This window comes from Mesorhizobium sp. M7A.F.Ca.US.008.03.1.1, assembly GCF_003997495.1.
Classification (GTDB): Bacteria; Pseudomonadota; Alphaproteobacteria; order Rhizobiales; family Rhizobiaceae; genus Mesorhizobium.
Map to the genome: position 1 here is coordinate 1 of NZ_RZRU01000040.1, position 20,679 is coordinate 20,679.

The 20,679-nt window shown below is 61.8% G+C and carries 22 protein-coding genes; 12 read left to right on the top strand and 10 right to left on the bottom strand.

The genetic code is table 11. From position 1 onward, the window contains the following. Positions 1–533, top strand: a 533-nt coding sequence (locus tag EOA16_RS31425; RefSeq protein ID WP_281035984.1) for a TCP-1/cpn60 chaperonin family protein, incomplete at its 5' end; no start/stop codon positions are given. A gap of 157 nt (positions 534–690) precedes the next feature. Here EOA16_RS31425 and EOA16_RS31430 read toward each other — a convergent pair. The 3 genes from EOA16_RS31430 to EOA16_RS31440 all read right to left on the bottom strand — a co-directional run bounded on the left by EOA16_RS31430 (position 691) and on the right by EOA16_RS31440 (position 4,095). After that, positions 691–1,692 carry a zincin-like metallopeptidase domain-containing protein gene (locus tag EOA16_RS31430; RefSeq protein WP_063169241.1) on the bottom strand — a complete coding sequence of 334 codons (1,002 nt, stop codon included), beginning with the start codon at positions 1,690–1,692 and terminating at the stop codon, positions 691–693. Between the two features lie 732 nt (positions 1,693–2,424). Beyond that, positions 2,425–2,730, bottom strand: a complete 306-nt coding sequence (locus EOA16_RS33425) for a thioredoxin domain-containing protein (RefSeq protein WP_126057771.1) — start codon at positions 2,728–2,730, stop codon at positions 2,425–2,427. A gap of 150 nt (positions 2,731–2,880) precedes the next feature. Further along, positions 2,881–4,095, bottom strand: coding sequence for a cation:dicarboxylase symporter family transporter (locus EOA16_RS31440; RefSeq protein WP_210326676.1), 1,215 nt, complete (start codon positions 4,093–4,095; stop codon positions 2,881–2,883). Positions 4,096–4,801: 706 nt separating this feature from the next. Between EOA16_RS31440 and EOA16_RS31445 the strand changes: the two genes are divergently transcribed. Continuing rightward, positions 4,802–5,191, top strand: coding sequence for a hypothetical protein (locus EOA16_RS31445; protein WP_024505560.1), 390 nt, complete (start codon positions 4,802–4,804; stop codon positions 5,189–5,191). 189 nt (positions 5,192–5,380) lie between these two features. On the opposite strand, the gene EOA16_RS31450 is transcribed toward EOA16_RS31445, so the two are convergent. From EOA16_RS31450 to EOA16_RS31455, 3 genes are all read right to left on the bottom strand, one after another. Further along, the gene (locus tag EOA16_RS31450) at positions 5,381–5,626 is read right to left on the bottom strand and encodes a hypothetical protein (RefSeq protein ID WP_063169243.1); all 246 of its coding nucleotides are present in this window, start codon (positions 5,624–5,626) and stop codon (positions 5,381–5,383) included. A gap of 174 nt (positions 5,627–5,800) precedes the next feature. Further along, on the bottom strand, positions 5,801–5,935 hold the full coding sequence (locus EOA16_RS33605; protein ID WP_256754986.1) for a hypothetical protein: 135 nt from the start codon (positions 5,933–5,935) through the stop codon (positions 5,801–5,803). Then, complete coding sequence (locus EOA16_RS31455) at positions 5,928–6,398, bottom strand: hypothetical protein (protein ID WP_224570941.1); 471 nt, start codon at positions 6,396–6,398, stop codon at positions 5,928–5,930. The genes EOA16_RS33605 and EOA16_RS31455 overlap by 8 nt, the downstream gene beginning before the upstream one ends. Positions 6,399–6,997: 599 nt before the next feature. Here EOA16_RS31455 and EOA16_RS33430 point away from each other — a divergent pair. Beyond that, positions 6,998–7,246 (top strand): DUF6074 family protein, encoded by a 249-nt coding sequence (locus EOA16_RS33430; protein WP_063169245.1) that lies wholly within the window; start codon positions 6,998–7,000, stop codon positions 7,244–7,246. Between the two features lie 365 nt (positions 7,247–7,611). Here the strand turns inward: EOA16_RS33430 and EOA16_RS31465 are convergent, their stop codons facing one another. From EOA16_RS31465 to panB, 4 genes are all read right to left on the bottom strand, one after another. Continuing rightward, positions 7,612–8,244 carry an acyl-homoserine-lactone synthase gene (locus tag EOA16_RS31465; RefSeq protein ID WP_063169246.1) on the bottom strand — a complete coding sequence of 211 codons (633 nt, stop codon included), beginning with the start codon at positions 8,242–8,244 and terminating at the stop codon, positions 7,612–7,614. 92 nt (positions 8,245–8,336) lie between these two features. Then, on the bottom strand, positions 8,337–9,056 hold the full coding sequence (locus tag EOA16_RS31470) for a LuxR family transcriptional regulator (protein ID WP_063169247.1): 720 nt from the start codon (positions 9,054–9,056) through the stop codon (positions 8,337–8,339). Positions 9,057–9,154: 98 nt separating this feature from the next. Then, positions 9,155–10,063, bottom strand: a complete 909-nt coding sequence (gene panC / locus EOA16_RS31475) for a pantoate--beta-alanine ligase (protein ID WP_063169248.1) — start codon at positions 10,061–10,063, stop codon at positions 9,155–9,157. Continuing rightward, complete coding sequence (panB, locus tag EOA16_RS31480; RefSeq protein ID WP_063169249.1) at positions 10,060–10,896, bottom strand: 3-methyl-2-oxobutanoate hydroxymethyltransferase; 837 nt, start codon at positions 10,894–10,896, stop codon at positions 10,060–10,062. The genes panC and panB overlap by 4 nt, the downstream gene beginning before the upstream one ends. Before the next feature lie 171 nt (positions 10,897–11,067). Between panB and EOA16_RS31485 the strand changes: the two genes are divergently transcribed. From EOA16_RS31485 to EOA16_RS31525, 9 genes are all read left to right on the top strand, one after another. After that, complete coding sequence (locus EOA16_RS31485; RefSeq protein ID WP_024505567.1) at positions 11,068–12,030, top strand: membrane protein; 963 nt, start codon at positions 11,068–11,070, stop codon at positions 12,028–12,030. Positions 12,031–12,092: 62 nt separating this feature from the next. Further along, positions 12,093–13,067, top strand: coding sequence for a quinolinate synthase NadA (nadA, locus tag EOA16_RS31490; RefSeq protein ID WP_063169250.1), 975 nt, complete (start codon positions 12,093–12,095; stop codon positions 13,065–13,067). Next, the gene (locus EOA16_RS31495) at positions 13,064–14,605 is read left to right on the top strand and encodes an L-aspartate oxidase (RefSeq protein WP_063169251.1); all 1,542 of its coding nucleotides are present in this window, start codon (positions 13,064–13,066) and stop codon (positions 14,603–14,605) included. Before nadA ends, EOA16_RS31495 begins: the two co-directional genes overlap by 4 nt. Position 14,606: 1 nt before the next feature. Next, the gene (gene nadC, locus EOA16_RS31500) at positions 14,607–15,488 is read left to right on the top strand and encodes a carboxylating nicotinate-nucleotide diphosphorylase (RefSeq protein ID WP_063169252.1); all 882 of its coding nucleotides are present in this window, start codon (positions 14,607–14,609) and stop codon (positions 15,486–15,488) included. 174 nt (positions 15,489–15,662) lie between these two features. Further along, on the top strand, positions 15,663–16,631 hold the full coding sequence (gene bioB / locus EOA16_RS31505; protein WP_224570943.1) for a biotin synthase BioB: 969 nt from the start codon (positions 15,663–15,665) through the stop codon (positions 16,629–16,631). Beyond that, positions 16,628–17,767, top strand: coding sequence for an 8-amino-7-oxononanoate synthase (locus EOA16_RS31510; protein WP_024505572.1), 1,140 nt, complete (start codon positions 16,628–16,630; stop codon positions 17,765–17,767). The genes bioB and EOA16_RS31510 overlap by 4 nt, the downstream gene beginning before the upstream one ends. Next, on the top strand, positions 17,764–18,399 hold the full coding sequence (gene bioD, locus EOA16_RS31515; protein WP_063169254.1) for a dethiobiotin synthase: 636 nt from the start codon (positions 17,764–17,766) through the stop codon (positions 18,397–18,399). Before EOA16_RS31510 ends, bioD begins: the two co-directional genes overlap by 4 nt. After that, positions 18,399–19,664: an adenosylmethionine--8-amino-7-oxononanoate transaminase gene (locus EOA16_RS31520; protein WP_063169255.1), complete on the top strand. Its 1,266-nt coding sequence runs from the start codon at positions 18,399–18,401 to the stop codon at positions 19,662–19,664. The genes bioD and EOA16_RS31520 overlap by 1 nt, the downstream gene beginning before the upstream one ends. After that, on the top strand, positions 19,661–20,644 hold the full coding sequence (locus tag EOA16_RS31525) for a beta-ketoacyl-ACP synthase III (RefSeq protein ID WP_063169256.1): 984 nt from the start codon (positions 19,661–19,663) through the stop codon (positions 20,642–20,644). Before EOA16_RS31520 ends, EOA16_RS31525 begins: the two co-directional genes overlap by 4 nt. The last annotated feature ends 35 nt before the right edge of the window (positions 20,645–20,679 follow it).

Genomic DNA, 20,679 nt, shown 5'->3' on the forward strand with positions numbered 1-20,679 from the left:
GCGTTGCGGTGATCCGCGTCGGCGGTGCGACGGAAGTCGAAGTCAAGGAAAAGAAGGACCGCGTCGATGACGCCCTCAACGCGACCCGCGCGGCCGTCGAAGAAGGCATCGTTGCTGGTGGTGGCGTCGCGCTGCTGCGCGCTTCGGCCAACATCAAGGCCACCGGCGTCAATGCCGACCAGGCCGCCGGCATCAACATCGTGCGTCGTGCGCTGCAGGCTCCGGCCCGCCAGATCGCGGCCAACGCCGGTGCGGAAGCATCGATCGTTGCCGGCAAGATCCTTGAGAACAAGGGCGCGACCTTCGGCTACAACGCCCAGACCGGCGAGTATGGCGACATGATCGCCATGGGTATCGTCGATCCGGTCAAGGTTGTCCGTACGGCTCTTCAGGACGCGGCCTCGGTCGCCGGCCTGCTGGTCACCACCGAAGCCATGATCGCGGAGGCTCCGAAGAAGGAGTCGGCTGGCGGCGGCATGCCTGGCGGCATGGGCGGCGGCGGCATGGGCGGCATGGGCGGCATGGATTTCTAATCCAGCTCTGGCAGCTTTCGCAACGAGAGGGCGGCATCAATGCCGCCCTCTTTTTTTGCGAACCTCGGTCCGATGAACGATCGACGCCAACGCCGGCCATCGGCGTTAGGGCAACCTCAAAAGAACTGTCGAGTTGGTTGCGCGCGGCTTTGCGTCATCAGAGGCGCAAGGCGGTCGCGTGTGAGGATTGCGCGCTCCCATAGGCGGTTTCGGCATGTGCCTCGCCTTCGACATCGACATTGCGGCCAAGCAGGAAATCGGCGGCTTTCGAGGCATGGCTTGCGGCGCGGAAGATGGCGCGGTTGTCCTCGCGCAAAACCGTCAGCCATGAGCCGATGTAGTCGGCATGGCGCACGGTCGGCTCGATGCCGAGACTGCTGCAGATGAAGGCTGATGCGATTTCGGCGACCAGTTCCTCGCGCGCATAGGTGTTGGACCCGAAGGAGCCGGACAGGTCGCGCGCGAGTCGCCTCGGGTGGCCGGTCCAGTGGCCAAGCTCGTGAAAGCAGGTCCGGTAATAGTCGATCTGGTGGAAGAAAGCCGGCTGCGGCGGCACCTGTATGGTGTCGCTGCCGGGCATGTAGAAGGCGCGCTCGCCGCCGACGCGAAAATCAGCGCCGGTTGCATGAATGAGCGCCTCGGCCTGCGGGACCATCTCGCGCTCAGGCAGAGGCTCGCCGGCGGCGTAAAGATGTTCGGGCAGATTATCGCACTGCGCGACATTGAAGACGGTGAAGCGCTTCAGGAAGGGCACCGCCTGCGGTTCGTCGCCATCGGTGTCGGCGCGTTGCTTTTCGTTCTTGGGAACAAAGCGGTCAGCGTGAACGATGGTGGTGCCGTGCTCGCCCTTCCTGACATTGCCGCCAAGCGAAAGCGCCTGCCGGAAGGTGAGCCAGTTCTGGCTGGGGAAACCGCGCTCGATGACCGCGCCCCACAGGATCAGGATATTGATGCCGGAATATCGGCGCTGGGTGGCCGCATTCCGCGGCAGGCCGAGGCCTGTCCTTGCCCTGCCCCACGGCTTGACCCATGGCACGGTGCCGCGCTCCAGTTCGGCAATGATGCGGTCGGTGATTTCCTGATAAAGGCTGGCGCCGGTGCGCCCGCCGCTGTCTGCGCCAGCCTGTCGGCTGCCGCAACGTTTGTTGTTTGCACGCATCGTGATGTCCTCCGCTCTACAATCGCGCGCCCTCCCCGGAAGCGGGGTGGGCGGCAAAAGCGACCGGAAAGGCCCGCCGTCGGAGGCGGACTGCATCAGCAGGACCGGAACGGAGTGGAGGACCCGAAAGCGACAAGCGAAGGGTTGCGGGACGCCGCGGCGGGCCTAGAAGGGAGTGCTGCCCACCCTGCGCCAGGGGGAAGGCCACAATAGAAAGACGCCGGCCGACAGGCCGGCGACCGTCAGCAGCCGAAGGCTGCCCCGCGCCAGGGGGCGATGCCGCAGGGCCAAGACCGCCTGAGCTTGCCGAAGAAAAGCGGGCTCGGTTCACGAGCACCCGGCCAGCGACTTCAGGCGCGGGCGCTCAGGATTGTTGTTGGCGCCCACGGCAGCTGGATGACCGCAACAAGATTACGAGGAGCGACAGCAAAGCCAGCTGCCACAAACGGCACGCTCCGGCAACAACAGCGTGGCCGGTCTACAGATGCTGCCCCGCACGAGAGCCAGCACGCTTTGAGCGCGCATCGGCGATGCAAGCGTTGCAAGCTGGCCATGTCCACAAGGTCGGCGACCACTATATCGCCGACCACCAACGCGGGCGTACCGTCTAAGTGCAGACCTTTCGCGAGTGCGCGGACGCGCGCATTTCATCTGCGATGGCCGGATCTTGCATTCCCGCTTGAGCTGCTCAACGTCAAGGCCTACACGCGCTGCGATCTTGAGAGTGACCCTTCAACTGGGGGAAATCATAAGGGCGCGGTGGAATTCGTCGAACTTTCCCTGTTTTCTCGAGGCGAGTGCGGCGAAGGCTGGGAATTGGGAATCCGGTCCCAGGACCGGGAACTGTTTGATCACAAGCTTCAGATTGGGCTCATGCTTGAAGGCTTTTTGGTAGTTGATATCAGCCAGTCTGCAATGCGGACAGTTGTGGTAGTCATTGAATATGACCAGAACGGCATCGCCTTGCGGGTTGCCGGCGATTGGCGAAGGAGATCGTTGTCGAATGCGCCGCTCCACTTTTGCCTGTCGGTCGACCACGCCTGCCGGTGCAGGTTCGCGCTATATTGGCTCGCCAGCAAGGCGAGGAGTAAAAGAAGAGCTGCGACAGTGATGGCAGTCGGCTTAGACATGAGTCTCCAATCCATGGACGGCGTGGCAGCAACGGCCGCCTTTTTGGTGTAAAATGGGTCAGTTTTGATCGTGCCCCGCAGTTGCTACAGGCGCACAGGTGCCGGTGCGATCTGGCGGTTTCTCAAATACGGCTTTGCGCCATCGGGTCCACCCCAATAGCTGAGCGTCGTTCGCACGGGGAATTGTGTTCACCACGCCGGGCGACTTGACCGTCCACCGCCAGAGCGCTGAACGGTCCGCTAGTGAGGCGCTCCCCGAATCGTCGTTTATCCCGCTCGCCCCGGACCGGGTGACAGCCAGCGTTGCCGCTACGCTGCGGAGAAAAACCGTCAGCGCGTGGCATTCGGACATAAGCTGATCGACGCCAAGAATAAGCCCCACGGAGGTGACCGGTGCGGCCGGAACAAGAAAGAGCGTTGCAGCCATTGTGACGAGGCCTGCACCGGTAATGCGGGTTGTTCCGTTCGAAGGGAACAATGCGACAAACAGCATGAGGATCCGGCAGCCGATCGGGAGATCAGTTTTCGTCGCTTGGGCGATGAAAAGGGCGGCGAGCATCATATTCGTGCCGTCCAGATTGAATGGAATGAGACCCACGACCGAATGCGTGGCGCCGGCCTTTTCCATCTTCTCCATGAGCGAGGCCAGCGCGGCCTCTGAGGAGGACATTGCGAGCAGCAGCTCGTCCTTGATGTATCGGACGAGAGAGAAGAGCGAGCGGCCGTTGTAGCGGCAGACCGCGCCGAACAGGATCGAGAGGAACAGGACCGAGAGGAACAAGACTTGCAGGATGTCGCCTTCCGCGAAGGCACTGGCAATCGTTGACGGGATGATGTTCATCAGGAAGCTGGTCACGGACTGCTCGTGAGCCGTGGCCACATAGCCCTTAACGGCTTCGACATCGAGCGAGGCCGGATCGATGTTGAGGCCGGCGCCAGGCTGAACGATATTCGCGACAATCAGCCCGACAAGGAGTGCTAGCGTCGAGAAGGTAAGGAAATAAACCATCGCCTTGGCGGCAACTCGGCCGACCTTCTGCAGATCGCTCATGCCGGCAATGCCGGTCGCCATTGTCAGGAAGATGACAGGTACGGTGATTATCTTGACGACATCGACGAAGGCATCGCAGAGCGGCTTCAGGCTGTGGCCGGTCTCCAAATGGAAATAGCCGATTGCGGCACCCAGGATTATGGCGGCAAGTACCTGCACGTAGGTCCGGGCAAAATGGCGCTTGCGGGGCGCTAAGATCGCGCGGGGAACTCTTGGAACCAACACCGTCTCTCTCCTTGACCGGATCGGGGTGGGGCTCCTCCCTCTCCCATGCAGTGCTCCGGTCGAACGCTGCGCCCACTTCGGCGCAAACGATGTGCCAAATAGCAAGAGGGGAAAACGCGCAGGACCTCACGCAATGCTTGCGATTCGCTCTCCCACACTCGTGCAGTGGTTGCCTGTCGCAACTATGGAAGGGTCGATTCTGGGAACTCCAAAGGCCGCTCTTTGCGTCGACGCAGCTTGGCTGCCTGGAAGGTTCCCTCTTTGCCTTGCGGTCTGCGAGCTGGGTCCAGATGGTCATCATTTGGCTGCGCGCTGCACGGGGCTCGAAAGATTCAATCGAGGACGGGTCCTCTTGGAAAACGGGGGCAGCGTTGGTCAAGCCCTTCCACCCTGCTGTCCCAATGGTGTTCAGAAGCTCAGTTCACGATCAAGCGATGGATCAGCGTCATCTGGCGTTTGCGCCATCGCGGCGGCGTTGCAACGGGTCTGCCAAAGATGAGCAGGCCGCGAGGCAGGGTCCGAGACCTAGACTCCAACCTCATAGCGCGCTCGGCTCGCGTTCGGAAGGTTCGAACCGCAGCACGATCAGGTGGCGACACCGTTGGTCGGAACCGGAACCCGACGAATGATCGTTCGTGACCGACATCTGTGAACAAGCAGTATGTGTCATTGCAATCACCACCCGTTGCGCGGAAATGCCCATATGGCCGTGAATGAACTGGATTTGGTGATTTTCCAGATGGCGGTGGAAAGCGTCCGCTTGCTCTCTTCAAGCTTTGATGAGAAGGCGGCTGAGATAGCCACGAGGAGCCGTGGTAGCCTTCTTTTTGACGTGCGGGTGGACGGTGACCTGGAGGTCCAGCGAGTCGCAGCCATTGGATATCCAGGCGACAAGATCGGTGTGGTGGCATTGGACCGAGAGGGCCTTGTTAGCTGTTGTTGCCTTGTCAATGGCACCTTCTCACCTTTCATTGCACCGTTGGAGAACTGGACCAGCATGCCCCTTTCGATGCAGGCCCAGATCGATGTCACAGGCTATGCGAGGCTCCTTCTGGCCGCCTTGCGAAATGCTGGACATATGCTGGACAGGTAGCATCGCGATGATGTCTGTGATGAGATGGTGCAAACGGCTGGATGAGGCGATCGCTTGCTGGCAGCTTTGGCAACAAAGCGATCGGTGAGTTCGCAATGCTGGAACACGTCCTTTAGACTCTGCAGTTAAGTTAGCGGACTACCATCTGACGAATGCCCTCTGACAGTCTGCATGGCGCGGCATGCCCTCTTAGGAATGCAGCCGTGGTTCTACACCATCGGCTGTTTTTGTGTCGAAGGCGACGGGCACGCCATGAACGAAGGAAGCGGCCGCCAACAGTTCCTCCAACTCGCGGTCGGTGGCCTTGCATGCCGGCATTAGTGTTCGGATGGCGCGGATCGCCTGCGCCATGGAGAGAAAGCGGACCCTTCCCCTGGAAAGGACATAGGCTTCTGCGGCTTTTTCGACGGTGACGGTGTGAAACGAATTGGTCATGACGAATTCCTCCCTGAACCCTGACCAACCCGACTTATGGCACGAATTCGACCGCCTTCAAGCCTATGTCCGATTGCGGACAATCGCTGCGATTCGTTCAAAACCGCTGATGCTTTTGGGCGACCTGGTGAGGGGCAAGGAGACGTCGGCTGAACCCGTTTCAACCGACATGCTTCAGGCAGCGGCCAGGCCGAAATAACGCTGCTCCTCCTTGTCATAAGCGCCATGTGTGAGCTTTATCAATCCGGCACGGTCGATGATCGTGATCTCGCCGCGCTTGGCGTGCACCAGTCCTCGATACTCAAGCATTTGCAGGGCCGTGGTGACCCCGGGCGGTGGGCGCGAGCATGGTCGCCAGAAATTCATGCGTCGGGAGGATCTTATCTCCTTCCGCACGGTCGTGGACCATCAGCTGCCAGCGGGCCAGCCGTTCTTCGACCTTGGAGTGGCCATTGACCAGTGCCGTCCGGCATGATTGGACGAGGAACGCGTGGGCATAGTCCAGCACTGAGGTGCGAAGCGACGGGCTAATCGCAGGGCGAAGGTTTTCAACCGGCAGGCGCCAGGTAGTGCTTTCCTTTCCGAGAATGACGGCAATTCCTTTCATCCCGTCATAGCCGACAATGCCGACTTCACCTTGCCGCCCGCCGGTCATGGTGGCGACCACCGACGCGATGCCCCTCTCGGGAAAATATACGTTCTTGATCGGCTGATGCGCGACCTCCAACTTGTCCTTGATGCCCGGTTCGACGTGATGCAGCGATGGTCGCAAAAGCGCGAAGTCCTGCGGGGTGAGGGCTTCAGCACCTGGTCGCGAAAGAGGGATCGGGCAAGGCTCTCTTCCAACGGGGCAAGAGCGCGTACGTCTTACTGTCGGCTGCACCGAAGTAAATGCCGGCCGATGCCAAAGCATAGGCTTCGAAACGCGCGATTGCAAAGCCCTGTCGGGGCAGTGCAGTCATGCTAGAAGTCGCGCCGCCTACGATAGGCAGCGGATGACATGATTCCCTTCTGCGGCGGCCACCAAGAACGGCTCGGGCACGCTTTAATCGTTCATACACAAGCTCGCAGGAATGTAAGCAGCGGAACAGTCGGGTGATTCGTACCGCCCTGCCCTTTCAGAGATCAAGTCATTGGACGTCAATTCGGCTGGAACGCCTCGTCGAACGGCCCAGGAAAATGCAGCCGGATGAGCAATGGTGGTTCACCTTATGTGCGGTCCCGGATATGCGGTCCGGCGGCTCATCTCCCAATGGCTTGTCGATGGGGAAGTGGAACTCGTCATGTCGCCGCGAACCGTCACCGCGCTAGCGGGGCTCTTTTGAAGACGCCGGTGTTTTTCTTTGTGGAACTGAATCTGTGAGGTGATTGATGCATGAATCAAACATTTGCGTATTTCCGCTGCATCGGCGACGTATATTGGTCGAAAGTATCGCCCAGGCCCTCGAGACCAAGAACGGCGAGGCGGCGAGCGCGTTCTGGCGCTGTGCCGCCAAGAAAATGCTCATTCAATTGTCCGATGTAGGAATTGCGCCAGAGCTCGCTGCGCAGGAGGTTGGAAGCCTTCTTCATGCGGTCTTGGACGACATGGCCAACCGAACGGTAATGCACAAAGCATAGGCTCGGGCGCTGTTGGACCGCGCGTCAGCTCGGGTCCTTATCGGGGGACTGCTCCGACTGGCCGACGGTCCGGCCAAACCGGCATACCGGCAAAGCTTTGAGGTTGCGATCGCTCACGGCGGCCGGTCCAATATTCTAAGACGACCTCAGAAGCCACGTTGGCTTCTTTGGACGAAGCGGAGGGGCGCCATTTTGGCGTGCTCACGCTGGACTGCGGGTTGCGCCTACGGAAATCCAAAGTCCGGCCGCGCGAGCCAATCGACCGGAACAGTCGAAAGCTCGTGGGGCGGGTCCGCTCACCCTCACGGCGGCGGTGGCGGCCGTGAGCAGACTTAACTCAAGTCACGGCTGAGCATCCGCAGGCGCTATGCCGATTGGATGAGAACTGGTTGCCACAACACCGGCCCGTTGAGGCGTCCCCTCCAGCGGATGCGCAAGAGACTGGCGTAGGAAATATCGAGGAAGCCGGCGACTGCCTCGGTGTTGCCGACCTGCTTGGGCTGTCCGATACGTGACAACGGCCAGGTCGCGAGACGAAGGATCCTTTCGATGCGCGTATCTGTCACCGTTACGATCCCGGAGAGATTGTTGGCCAAGCCGAATTCGATGATCCCCGCGAAGAGCTCGTAGGTTGCTTGGGCCAGGCCGCCAGCTGCCTTCGGCGCTGTCGCAGGGAGATCGAGCGCGAAACGACTACTCTCCCAGATATCGGCACTCGCAGGGACCACCATCTCATCCAGCAGCGTCGGAAACGTATCGCGCAACATTGTCGGTCCGGTGGTCGGCAAAAGGCGGACGCAGCCGCAAGTTCGCCAATCGGACCCCTTGAGAAGCAGGTAGACGGGGTTCAGGCTGTCAAACGAGTCCGTTTCCATTTCGCCTTCGGTCTGCACTTCCCAATCGAGCCGCTTCTTGAAAACCCGATACCTAAGTCCGTGCATTTCCTTGAGTTCGCTCGCAAACTCGGCGTAGCAGTCGGGTGTTATCAGCTGCATCATTGTCGTCTCCGTGCGGGATGTGTCCACGCAATCGAAGGGCAAAGCCGTCATGAATGCAGCCTGTAGACCTTTACAGCTAGACTTGGAGAGGATCAGGATCTCGCCCGAGCAGCCATCCGCACTACGGCCTGGTTGATGGTTCGCACGCCAAGCTTCGCCTTGGCGTTTTCCTGATGGAAGGTCACGGTGCGTTTCGAGACACCGAGAATCTGGCTGATATCCCAGGCCGACTTGCCGCACGCCGCCCATTTCAGGCACTCGAACTCCCGCCGGGTGAGCATTATGCCATCTACCACGCAATCTTCGGCGAGCCTGCGCCGGGCATGGATATGAACGTTGATCGCAACCAGTTGCATTGCTTTTTCGTAGCGCGTCAGCGACCTCAGAAATGGCGGATGCGCCTCGTTGGAGGCGAAGGTCAGTGCGGCGAACCGGCCGCGATGATCATGCATCGACATGGTCAGTCCGCCGCGAATGCCGAACTCAGCTGCTTTTTCCAGGACTTCCTGCTGAGAGGTCGGCAAATAACGGTGATCGCGGTCCACACCCCAGTCGAAGGTATCCCAGCCCCGCAGTCCCCGCAGGATCACGGGATCCACGCTGTGGTAGCGCTGTTGCAGGTAATGTGATGTCCATGATGATGGATAATTCGAGATCAATCGCGGCCTGTCGCCGGAAGCGGATGGGTAGGTGAAATAAGCGAAGAGCGGAAAGTCGAACCCGGCTGCGGCGGACGCCATTGCCTCATGGAGATCGACGGCATCGACGCTTGCAGAGAGTTGCTCGACCAAGGTTTCAAATACGCGATGCATCTGCGCTTAGCGTACCTCGCGGAGGTTGCTGGAAGCCGACGGAGACGTGGTTCTAAATGATGGCCTGTCCCTGCAGGGCATACGACGCGCCGCCGTCATCACCGCAATTGCTGTGCTGCTTCCGATTGGAGAGAGCTCCGCCCACCTGACCAACTACCGATGGGTGATATTGCGACGTTATCGATGAGCCGCGTGTCGCCAAGCCAAGCCGCAGCAAGCAAGCGTGCCGGTCGGTCAAGGCTTGCTAACGATTGCAGGTCTGTTTCTCCGCGAAGCTCCAGGTATTCGAGCTCGCGATAGCCGGCAGCCAGAATTGCTGCACGCGCTTCATCAAGCGTAGGCAGGATGGGGGAGCCGCGTGCAAGCCGCTCGGCCGTATCGAGCAGGACCGATGCTAGTTTTGGGGCAATGGCGCGTTGGGCTGGGGAGAGCCGCACGTTACGCGACGATAGCGCAAGACCATCGGCTTCGCGGACTGTCGGACAGGGCACAATAGTGATCGGAATGTCGAGATCCCGGACCAAGCGCCTGACAAGCTGAAGTTGCTGAAAATCCTTTTCGCCAAAAAAGGCGAAGTCAGCGCCGGCCTGCAGGAAGAGCTTGGCCACGACCGTCGCCACGCCATTGAAATGGCCGAGCCGGAATGCGCCGCAAAGGCATTCGCTGATGCCGGACACTGAAACGGCCGTGGCGAAGCCCACCTGGTACATTTCCTCTGTGTCCGGCACATAGAGCAGATGCGTGCCCAGCAGAGCGAGCTTGGCAGCATCGTCGCTTTCCGTCCGAGGGTAGGCAATCAGGTCGGCGGGGCTGTTGAACTGCTTGGGGTTTACGAACAGCGTCACGATCACCCGCTCGGCCCTTTCGAGCGCCTTCCGCACGAGGCTCAGATGCCCGTCGTGCAAGGCTCCCATGGTCGGCACAATACCGATCGTGGCACCCGAGCGACGCCATTGCGCAACGACGCCGCGCAGCTCGCTCACGGTTCGAGCGATCGGCACGCTCATGTGAAGTCACCGGCCTTCAAGGCGTTGACATAGAGATGTTCGACCGCCGGAAAGTGCCGGTTCCGCATATCGGTGGCGTAAGCGGCGATTGCCGCCTCAGCCTGCTCACCGAGCTCGGCATAGCGTTTGACGAACTTCGGCCGAAATGAGGTGAAGAGCCCGAGCATATCGTGGCTCACCAGAATCTGGCCGTCGCAAGCTGGCGAGGCACCGATGCCGATGGTGGGTATGTCGATATCGGCGGTTATCTGCCGTGCAAGCTGCTCCGGTATCTTTTCCAGCACCAAGGAGAAGGCGCCAGCTTCAGTTACCGCCCTGGCGTCGCGCCTGATCCGCTCTGCATCGGCTCCCCGGCCCTGCACACGATAGCCTCCAAACGTGTTTACCGCCTGCGGCGTCAGGCCCACATGGGCCATGACAGGTACGCCGCGCGCGGTAAGGAAGCGGATGGTTTCCGCGATGGTCTCGCCGCCCTCGATCTTTACCGCTGAACAACCGGTCTCACCCATCACGCGCGCAGCGTTGCCGAAAGCGTGCTCTGGGCTTTCCTCGTAGGAACCGAAGGGCAGGTCGACGACCATCAGCGCGTGTTCAAGGCCGCGGCGAACGGCCTGTCCGTGCATGATCATCATGTCGAGCGTGACCCCCAGCGTCGACGACAGGCCGTGCAGCACCATGCCGACGCTGTCGCCGACAAGAACGATGTCGCAGTGGCGATCGAGCAGCCTCGCGACCGGCGTGGTGTAGGCCGTCAAGCATACAAGTGGCGTCTGGCCTTTTCGCGATCGAATATCTGGAGGAGTCATCCCTTTTATCTCACCAGCCGCGCTCAACCGAGGCCCCTTCCCTTACGTTACCAACAGCGGGTGTCGCGTTTGGCATATTTTTGTGCGACTGCGAAGAGCTAAAAACAGCGCTTGAGTACTCCGGTGTTGACGTGCTGGCTTCCAAGGTTACATTCAATCGATTAAGGCGCTCCGTTGGGCCAACCCGCTTTCGCAAACATGGATCCTCAGACAAGAAGAACCAAGAAAGGCAAAGCCGCCGTCAAAGCTGACGAAGCCAAAGTGGACCTGACTGCCGTCGTGGTCGCCGTAAACGACAGTGAGCCCTGTGTCCTCACAGTCGGTCATGCGGACACCCTCCCTTCTGGACCTTTTGCCCTTGAGCATCGATCACTGCAGTCGGGTTTGAGGGGGTGGGTGGAGCAGCAGACCGGCCATGCACTTGGATACATCGAGCAACTCTACACCTTCGCCGATCGCGATCGCATCGGCACTGAGCGCCACCAGCGCGTCATCTCAATCAGCTATCTCGCATTGACCAGGAAGGAACAGGCAACGAACTCGGCCGCGTGCGGCTGGCAAAGTTGGTACGAATATTTTCCCTGGGAGGACCACCGCTTCGGCACGCCGCCTGTGCTGCTCGATAGATTGCGGCCCCGCCTGATTGAGTGGGCCGGCGGCGCCAGCGAGCCGACCACTCAACGCGAGCGCCGGCAGCGCGCTGCGATAGCCTTCGGCTTCGACGACCGCCATTGGAACGAGGAACTCACGCTCCAACGCTACGAGTTGCTCTATGAAGCTGCTCTGATTGAGGAGGCCGGTGGCGGCAGGGACGCGATTGCGGCCGCGGCTGGCAAACCAATGGTCGCTGACCACCGTCGTATTCTGGCAACCGGGATCGCGCGGCTGCGTTCGAAGATCAAATACCGGCCGGTCGTGTTCGAGCTTATGCGGCCTTCCTTCACGCTGCTGCAACTGCAGCGAACCGTGGAAGCTTTGGCTGGCAGGCTGATCAACAAGCCGAACTTCCGGAGATTGGTCGAGCAGCAGGAACTTGTTGAGGAGACCGGGGAGACCTCCCTCGACACGGGCGGCCGACCGGCGAAGCTTTATCGCTTCCGGCATGCCGTCCTCGACGACAGGGCTATCGCCGGGACAAAATTACCGCTGGCGCGGGCTTGACATACTTATAGTCAAGGTAGATATATTCCCTTATTGTCAAACCGAATATAATCGAGGCGCCAATGACTGGGGCGTTACCTATGGCTGCGTCCTTGTATGAGCGTGTCCGGCGGGTGATCCCACCCGTTGAATGGCCCGCGTTCGCCGGCGATATTGAAGCCATCTTAGCGCTGAAGCGTGAGCGCAATGCGGTGGTGCTGGCGCACAATTACCAGACGCCCGAAATTTTTCATTGCGTGGCAGACATCGTCGGCGACAGCCTGGCGTTGGCCCACAAGGCGGTGACGGTCGACGCCGACATCATCGTGGTTGCCGGCGTTCATTTCATGGCCGAGACGGCAAAACTGCTCAATCCGAACAAGACCGTGCTCATCCCGGATCTCCGCGCCGGCTGCTCGCTGGCCGAATCGATCACGGCAAACGACGTGCGGCTAATGCGGCTGCGGTATCCGGGGGTCCCCGTTGTTACTTACGTCAACACTTCCGCCGCCGTAAAAGCGGAGTCCGACATCTGCTGCACGTCCGGCAACGCCAAGGCGGTGGTGGAATCGCTTGGCGTGGCGCGTGTGCTGATGCTCCCGGACGAATATCTGGCGAGGAACGTGGCAGCCGATACAGACGTCGAGATCATCGCCTGGAAAGGCCATTGCGAGGTGCATGAGCGCTTCACCGCAGCAGACATCCGGGAACTGCGCGATGCCCATCCAGGCGTCATCGTGCTGGCCCATCCAGAATGCCCACCAGACGTTGTCGCGGAGGCGGAGTTCTCCGGCTCGACCGCGGCGATGTCGGATTATGTCGAGCGTGAGAAACCGAAGCGTGTCGTCCTTCTGACCGAATGTTCGATGAGCGACAACGTCGCGGTCGCGCATCCCGACGTCGAGTTCGTTCGCCCATGCAATCTGTGCCCGCACATGAAGCGCATCAACCTGGCCAACATTCGCGCCGCACTCGAGCAGAACCGGCATGAGGTCCGGATTGATCCCGAAATTGCCGGCCCCGCCCGCCGCGCGGTCGAGCGCATGCTTTCCCTATGAGTCTGGAGGTTCGCGAAATCGCGGGGGCGCCGGTCGTCATCGGCGGCGGCATTGCCGGCCTGATGACGGCGCTTCATCTGGCGCCGGAACCGGTCGTGCTTTTGACCAACGCGCCGCTTGGAACCGGAGCCTGCAGTGAACTTGCCCAGGGCGGTCTTGCGGCAAGTCTCGGGGGCGACGACGGCCCAGATTTTCACCTTTGCGACACGATAGCTGCCGGCGACGGACTCTGCGATGAGGCCACGGTGCGGCGAGTGGTACGAGCTGCACCCGAAGCGATTAGGACGATCCAAAGGTTCGGCGTCGACTTCGACCAGCACCCTGACCGCGCGTTGCGACTTGGGCTCGAGGCGGCACACTCGCGACGGCGGATTGTGCATGCAGCCGGCGACGCCACCGGTCGCGAGTTGGTGCGCGCGCTCGTCGCCGCGGTTCGGCGTACAGCCTCGATCACCATTATCGAAAATGTGGAGGTCCGCCGGCTGGTCGTGCAGGACGGGTCGGTCATCGCCGTGGTCGCAGCAGGACGAGCCGGCGCGCTCGCTCTGCCCACGCGTCGCGCGGTGCTGGCGACCGGCGGCGTCGGCGGGCTGTTTTGCGACACGACAAACCCCGCTGGCTCATGGGGTCACGGGCTGGCGCTCGCCGCATGGGCGGGGGCGGAACTCGCCGACTTGGAATTCATACAGTTCCATCCAACTGCGCTCGACGGTCCGCGCCGGCCGATGCCGCTGGTGAGCGAAGCCGTGCGTGGCGAAGGCGCGGTGCTCATCGATGAGCGAGGAGAGCGCTTCCTCGCCGACACACCTGGCGGTGAACTTGCGCCTCGCGACGTCGTAGCGCGCGCCATTTGGCACCAGCTTGCCGTTGGACGCCGCGTATTCCTGGACGCACGGCAAAGTCTCGGCCCGAGATTTGGCAAGCGTTTTCCAGGCATCGCCGAATTGTGCCGGAGCGCAGGAATCGACCCAGCGACCGACCTGATCCCGGTGCGCCCGGCGGCACATTATCACATGGGCGGCGTCGCCGTAGACAGCGCCGGCCGCAGCTCCATCGAGGGATTGTGGGCCTGCGGTGAGGTGGCCTGTACCGGCCTGCACGGCGCCAACCGCCTGGCCAGCAACTCGCTCACCGAAGCGGCGGTCACCGCGAGCTGGGTTGCCGAAAGCGTTGCCGGCACGTCGTATACCCGGCGACCGCGCAGATGCTCCACATTCGTCCCTCCACGACCAGACGCTTCCGTGGTCCGCCCGATTGTCTCCGCCGCCCTGGGTATCATCCGCGACGGCGAGGCAATGCGCGAAGCGGTGGCGACCCTGCTGCCGATCGCAGCCAATAGTGTCGCTGCCTCTGGTCCGGCTTTGGTCTCACTGATGATCGCCGCGGCGGCCCTGAGGCGGGAAGAGAGTCGAGGCGCGCACTGTCGGTCCGATTTCCCGCTCCACGATGCCAACGTGCGCCCATCACGGCTGACACTGCACAGCGCAATGCGGGCCGCGGCCGCACTCGATTGCCGGGCTACCATACGGAGCACTTGATATGACTTCATTCTCCCCCCTCCCCGCGACCCTGATCGAACCGATTGTGCGCGTTGCGCTCCTCGAAGACCTGGGCAGATCCGGCGACCTGACCACCGATGCGGTTATCCCGTATGATTGCACTGCCACGTTGGTGCTCAAAGCGAGGCAGGCGGGCGTCGTTGCCGGGCTCGATCTGGTCTCGTATGCCTTCCTTCTCGTGGAACCGGCGATCAACATCCAGATCTGGCGCCCTGATGGCAGCGAGGTTGGGGCCGGGGAAACCATTGCAAGATTGTCCGGACCCGCACGAGGCCTGCTCACGGCCGAACGCACGGCCCTCAATTTCTTATGCCGGCTGAGCGGCATTGCCACTGCCACAGCGGCCATGGTTGAGGCCGTGCGCGGTCACAAGGCGAGGATTGTATCGACGCGAAAGACGACGCCCGGGCTGCGGGCATTGGAGAAATACGCCGTGCGCGTCGGCGGCGGTGCCAATCACCGGTTCGGCCTCGATGACGGCGTGCTCATAAAGGACAACCACATCGCGATCGCCGGCGATATGCGCACAGCAATAGAGCGGGCGCGCGCCGCAGCAGGGCATATGGTGAAGGTCGAGGTCGAGGTCGACACGCTGAAGCAGCTCGATGCAGCGCTCGCGATTGGTGTTGACGCGGTGCTGCTCGACAATATGTCGGTCGAGGATCTTGCCCGCGCGGTTTCTATAGTGGATGGCCGTACGATCACCGAGGCGTCCGGTCGGGTGATGCCGAAAACGGCGGCGGCGATTGCGGCGACCGGTGTCGATCTCATCTCCATGGGTTGGCTGACGCACAGCGCCCCGATCCTCGACATCGGCCTGGACATGCCGGACCACCAGAACATCTGCAAGCACTTGAACTGAGGATTACGGCGTGAGGAGCAACATCAGCTCGGCAGGCGTAGGAGGTGCTGGAAAGACGTGCCGCAGCTCGCCTTTAGCGAGTGCGCCCCAAAGCCAAGAAGGCGTACCGGACTAGCAAACAAAGGTTTGACGATGACGATTGGAATGAACTCGGAGTTCGACGTGAACCAGACCATGCAATCGGTCGACGGAACGCCTCCGCGATGGAACCGCAAAGAGGCCGAGGCCATCTACGGCATGCCATTCAACGATCTGCTGTTCCTGGCTCAGACGATCCACCGCCAGAACTTCGATCGAAACCGAGTGCAGCTGTCGCGGCTCCTTAGCATCAAGACCGGCGGGTGCCCCGAAGATTGCGGCTATTGCAGCCAGTCTGCGCATTACGAAACCGGTGTGAAGGCGTCGAAGCTGGTGGACGTCAAGCATGTCATCGACGAAGCGGCCAAGGCGCGTGATGGCGGCGCAACGCGCTATTGCATGGGCGCGGCGTGGCGAAGTCCCAAGGAGCGCGACATGGACGTTGTGGTCGCCATGATTGAGGGCGTCAAGGCCCTCGGCATGGAGACCTGCATGACGCTCGGCATGCTCGATCTTGAGCAAGCTGCTCGCCTGAAGCAGGCCGGTCTCGACTACTATAACCACAACATCGATACCTCTGAGCGCTACTATGGCGAGGTTATTTCAACCAGGACTTTTGCCGACCGGCTGAAAACGCTTGGGCACGTGCGCGCGGTTGGGATGAAAGTCTGCTGCGGCGGCATTGTCGGGATGGGAGAAGAAAAGACCGATCGCATCGACATGCTGGTCACGCTCGCGAACCTGCCCGAGCCGCCGGAAAGCGTGCCGATCAACATGCTTATTCCCATCGAAGGCACGCCGCTTGCCGCGGCCGACGCCATCGATCCGATCGATTTCGTCCGCATCGTTGCGCTCGCGCGGGTGATGATGCCGAAATCCTATGTAAGGCTGTCCGCCGGCAGGACGGCGATGAGCGACGAAACGCAGGCGCTGTGCTTCTTTGCCGGCGCCAATTCGATCTTTGTCGGCGACACGCTGCTGACGGCGGGAAATCCCGGCGAGGACAAGGATACCCTTCTGTTCCGGCGCCTCGGCATTGAGCCTATGGAACTCGCCACGCAATGAAGGAGGCAATTCTTGCCCGCTATGACGCAACCTTGCGGGGACTGGGGCGCAAGGACCGGTTGCGGACGCTCGCACCGCGCGCCGGGCTCGACTTCTCGTCGAACGACTATATCGGACTTGCCGCCTCCAAAAGACTGGGCGATGCGGTTTCGACGGCGATTGCGCGGGGCACGCCAGTGGGCGCCACCGGATCGCGGCTGTTGCGCGGCAATGCACCGGAACATGAGCAACTGGAGGCGGACGCAGCGGCATTTTTCGGAGCCGAGCGTGCACTGTTCTTCGGCAGCGGCTATATCGCCAACTTCGCTCTGCTGACGGCCCTGCCGCAGAAAGGCGACCTGCTGGTCCTCGACGAGCTCGCTCATGCCAGCATGCATGAGGGTGCCCAGGCCGGGCGCGCTGAGTTCAAGCTGGCCGCGCACAACGACGTCGACGCTGTCGAGGACGCAATCACCCGCTGGCGCGCCGAAGGCGGCATGGGGCGGGTGTGGATCGCCTTCGAAAGCCTTTACAGCATGGATGGCGACCGTGCGCCGATGGAGAGCCTGGTCGCGCTGGCTGATCGGTACCAGGCATTCATCGTCGTCGATGAAGCGCATGCCACCGGCGTCTGGGGACCGGACGGCCGGGGACTGGCCGCCGCGTATGAAGGCCGCGACAACATCGTCACGCTCCACACATGCGGCAAGGCGCTTGGCGCATCCGGCGCGCTCGTTACCGGACCGCGAACACTGTGCGACTATCTTATCAACCGGTGCCGGCCATTCATCTATGCGACCGCACCATCGCCGCTGATGGCAGTCGCGGCACGTGAGGCGCTGACTATTCTGTCTGACGAGCCTATGCGTCGTGCTCAGTTGCACGAGCGTGTCGCTTTCGCGAGCCGGCAATTGGCCGAACGCTGCGGCGTGATGCCCAGCGGCTCGCAGATCCAGCCGCTTGTGATCGGCGATAACAGCCGCACCATGGCGGTGGCGGCAGGACTGCAGGCACGCGGCTTCGACATACGCGGCATTCGCCCGCCGACAGTGCCTGAGGGTACGTCGCGCCTGCGCATTTCGCTGACTCTCAACGTCGACGAAGCCGACATTTCCGCCATGGTCGAGGCTCTCGTCGGAGTGTTGGCCACAGCATGACCAAACGCATCGTCGTCACCGGAACAGACACTGGAATTGGCAAGACAGTGTTTTCGGCCGGACTTGCCGGGCTGCTCGACGGCTTCTACTGGAAGCCGGTGCAATCGGGCCTCAACGAGGAGACCGACAGCGAGGTCGTCGCCCGGCTTTCCGGCTTGCCCGACGGACGCGTGCTGCCCGAAGTCTATCGACTGACGATGCCGCTGTCGCCGCATCGATCAGCCGAAATCGACGGCGTCGCGATCGAGGCCGACGATCTTTCATTTCCGGTCCTGCCGACACCGCTCGTCATCGAAGGCGCCGGCGGGCTGATGGTGCCGCTCAATCGACAGACAAGGTTCATTGACATATTCGAACAATGGCGGCTGCCGGTCATACTGTGCGCCCGCACCGCGCTTGGCACCATCAATCATACGCTGTTGTCGATCGAGGCCCTGAGAGCCCGCTCCATCCCGCTCATCGGCATTGCCTTCATTGGCGAAGAGGTGGCCGATACACAAAGGACAATCGTGGAATTCGGCGGCGTGCCGCAGCTGGGCAGGCTGCCGCACCTCGGTCCGCTGACGGGTGAAACGTTGAGAGATGCAATGATTTCCGGCTTCGACCTGGCCATGATTGCCGGAGGCGACTGATGGCGGAGTCTCGAGTCTGGCATCCGTTCACGCAGCACGCGCTAGAGCCCTCGCTCCCTGAAATCGTGCTGACTGAAGGCGCCTATCTCCACAAGGCCGACGGCTTCCGCATCCTCGATGCGATTTCTTCCTGGTGGGTCGTCACCCATGGCCATCGCCACCCCCGCATCATGAAGGCCATCGAGACGACCGCCTCGAGCCTCGACCAGATCATCTTCGCGGGCTTCACCCACGAGCCGGCCGAACGGCTGGCCGAGGCGCTTGTAGGCATCGCACCCGCCGGCCTCCACCGGGTGTTCTATTCCGACAGTGGCTCGACCTCAGTCGAAGTCGCGCTGAAGATGGCGCTCGGCTATTTCCGTAACATCGGCGCGTCGCGTTCGCGCATCGCCGTCATGGAGCACAGCTATCATGGCGACACCATCGGCACGATGAGCGTCGGCGCCCGTGGCGTCTTCAACGCCGCCTATGAGCCTTTGCTGTTCGAGGTCGACACCATCCCCTTCCCGGCCGCCGGGCGCGAGCAGGAAACGCTGGATCGGTTCGAGGCCGTTAGCCGCGACCGGCGCGCAGCCGCGCTGATCGTCGAGCCGCTGGTGCTTGGCGCCGGCGGCATGCTGATGTATCCGGCCTGGGTTCTTGCCGAATTGAAGAGGATCGCCGAAGCCTCCGGCACGCTCGTGATCGCCGATGAAGTGATGACCGGCTGGGGGCGCACCGGAACCATGTTTGCCTGCGAACAGGCGTCCGTCTCGCCCGACATCTTGTGCACCTCGAAAGGTCTGACCGGTGGTACCATCCCGCTGGCCGCCACGATCGCCACCGATGCCATCTTCCACGCTCACTTTTCGGAGGATCGCAAGAAGACGTTTTTCCATTCGAGCTCCTACACCGCCAATCCGATCGCCTGCGCGGCAGCACTTGCCAATGTCGAGATCTGGCGTGACGAGCCGGTGGCCGAGCGGATCGCGGTCTTGAGCGCGAGGCAGGCCGCGGGGCTGCAACGCTTCCGGGACAATCCATATTTCACCGACTGCCGGACAACCGGCACCATCGCGGCACTCGACCTACGCACCGGCTCAGCCGGTTATCTGGCCGAGATCGGGCCAAAACTGCGCGCTTTTTTCCTTGAGCGCGGCCTGTTGGTGCGCCCGCTCGGCAATGTCCTCTATCTTCTGCCGCCCTATTGCATCACCAGCGACGAATTGGACGGGCTCTATGACGCGATAGAGGAGGCCGGCGAACGCTTCGGCTCGCGGCCATGAACCTATCGTCGCGCGTTCTCGGCTTCGGCCATCATGCGCCGACGCGCAAGGTCGAGAACCCGGAAATCGAAGACCGGCTCGGGCTTGAGCCCGGCTGGATCGAGCGGCGCACCGGAATTCGCTCGCGCTTCTGGGCAACAGACGAAGACACGCTGTCGGGCCTTGCCGCCTCTGCCGGCGACATGGCGCTGACCAATGCCGGTATCGACCGCGGCGACGTCGGTCTACTCTTGCTCGCCACGTCGACGCCCGATCACCTTCTGCCGCCAAGCGCGCCGCTGGTCGCACATCGGCTGGGGCTAGGCCGCGCCGGAGCGATCGACCTGACCGGCGCCTGCGCCGGCTTCATCTATGCGCTGATGTTCGCCGACGGGTTCACCCGCCTGCACGGCAAAGCGAGCCTTGTCATCGCCGCCAACATCCTCAGCCACCGCATCAATTTGGCCGAGCGCGCCAGCGCCGTGCTGTTTGCCGATGCCGCCGGCGCCATGGTGATCAGTCCTTGCGATGACCCGGATCGAGGCATTCTCGGCGCTTCGGTGGATTCCGACGGCTCGCGCTACGGGCTAATCCAGATTCCCGCCGGGGGAAGCAACACTCCGTTCCATGCCGACCTCGACCTCGCGCAGACACGGATGACGATCACTGACGGCCGTGAAGTATTCAGCAAGGCCGTGGAGATGATGACCGCCTGCTCGAGAGATGCGCTCACTGCTGCCCGACTGAGGCCGCAAGACCTCGATCGTTTCGTGCCGCATCAGGCCAATGCGCGCATTTTCGACGCGGTCGGCAGGAACCTCGGCATCGCTGATCACTCGATCGTCAAGACGATCGCCGAATATGGCAACTCTTCCGCCGCGACGATCCCGCTCTCATTGTCGCTGGCCCATCGGGCGCAGCCGTTTCGGCCTGGCGAGAAAGTCCTCTTGGCGGCAGCGGGTGCGGGTCTCAGCGGCGGCGCGCTTGTGGTGGGAATTTAGCAAAGCAATGCTTGCGCACAGGACTGCTCATGAAT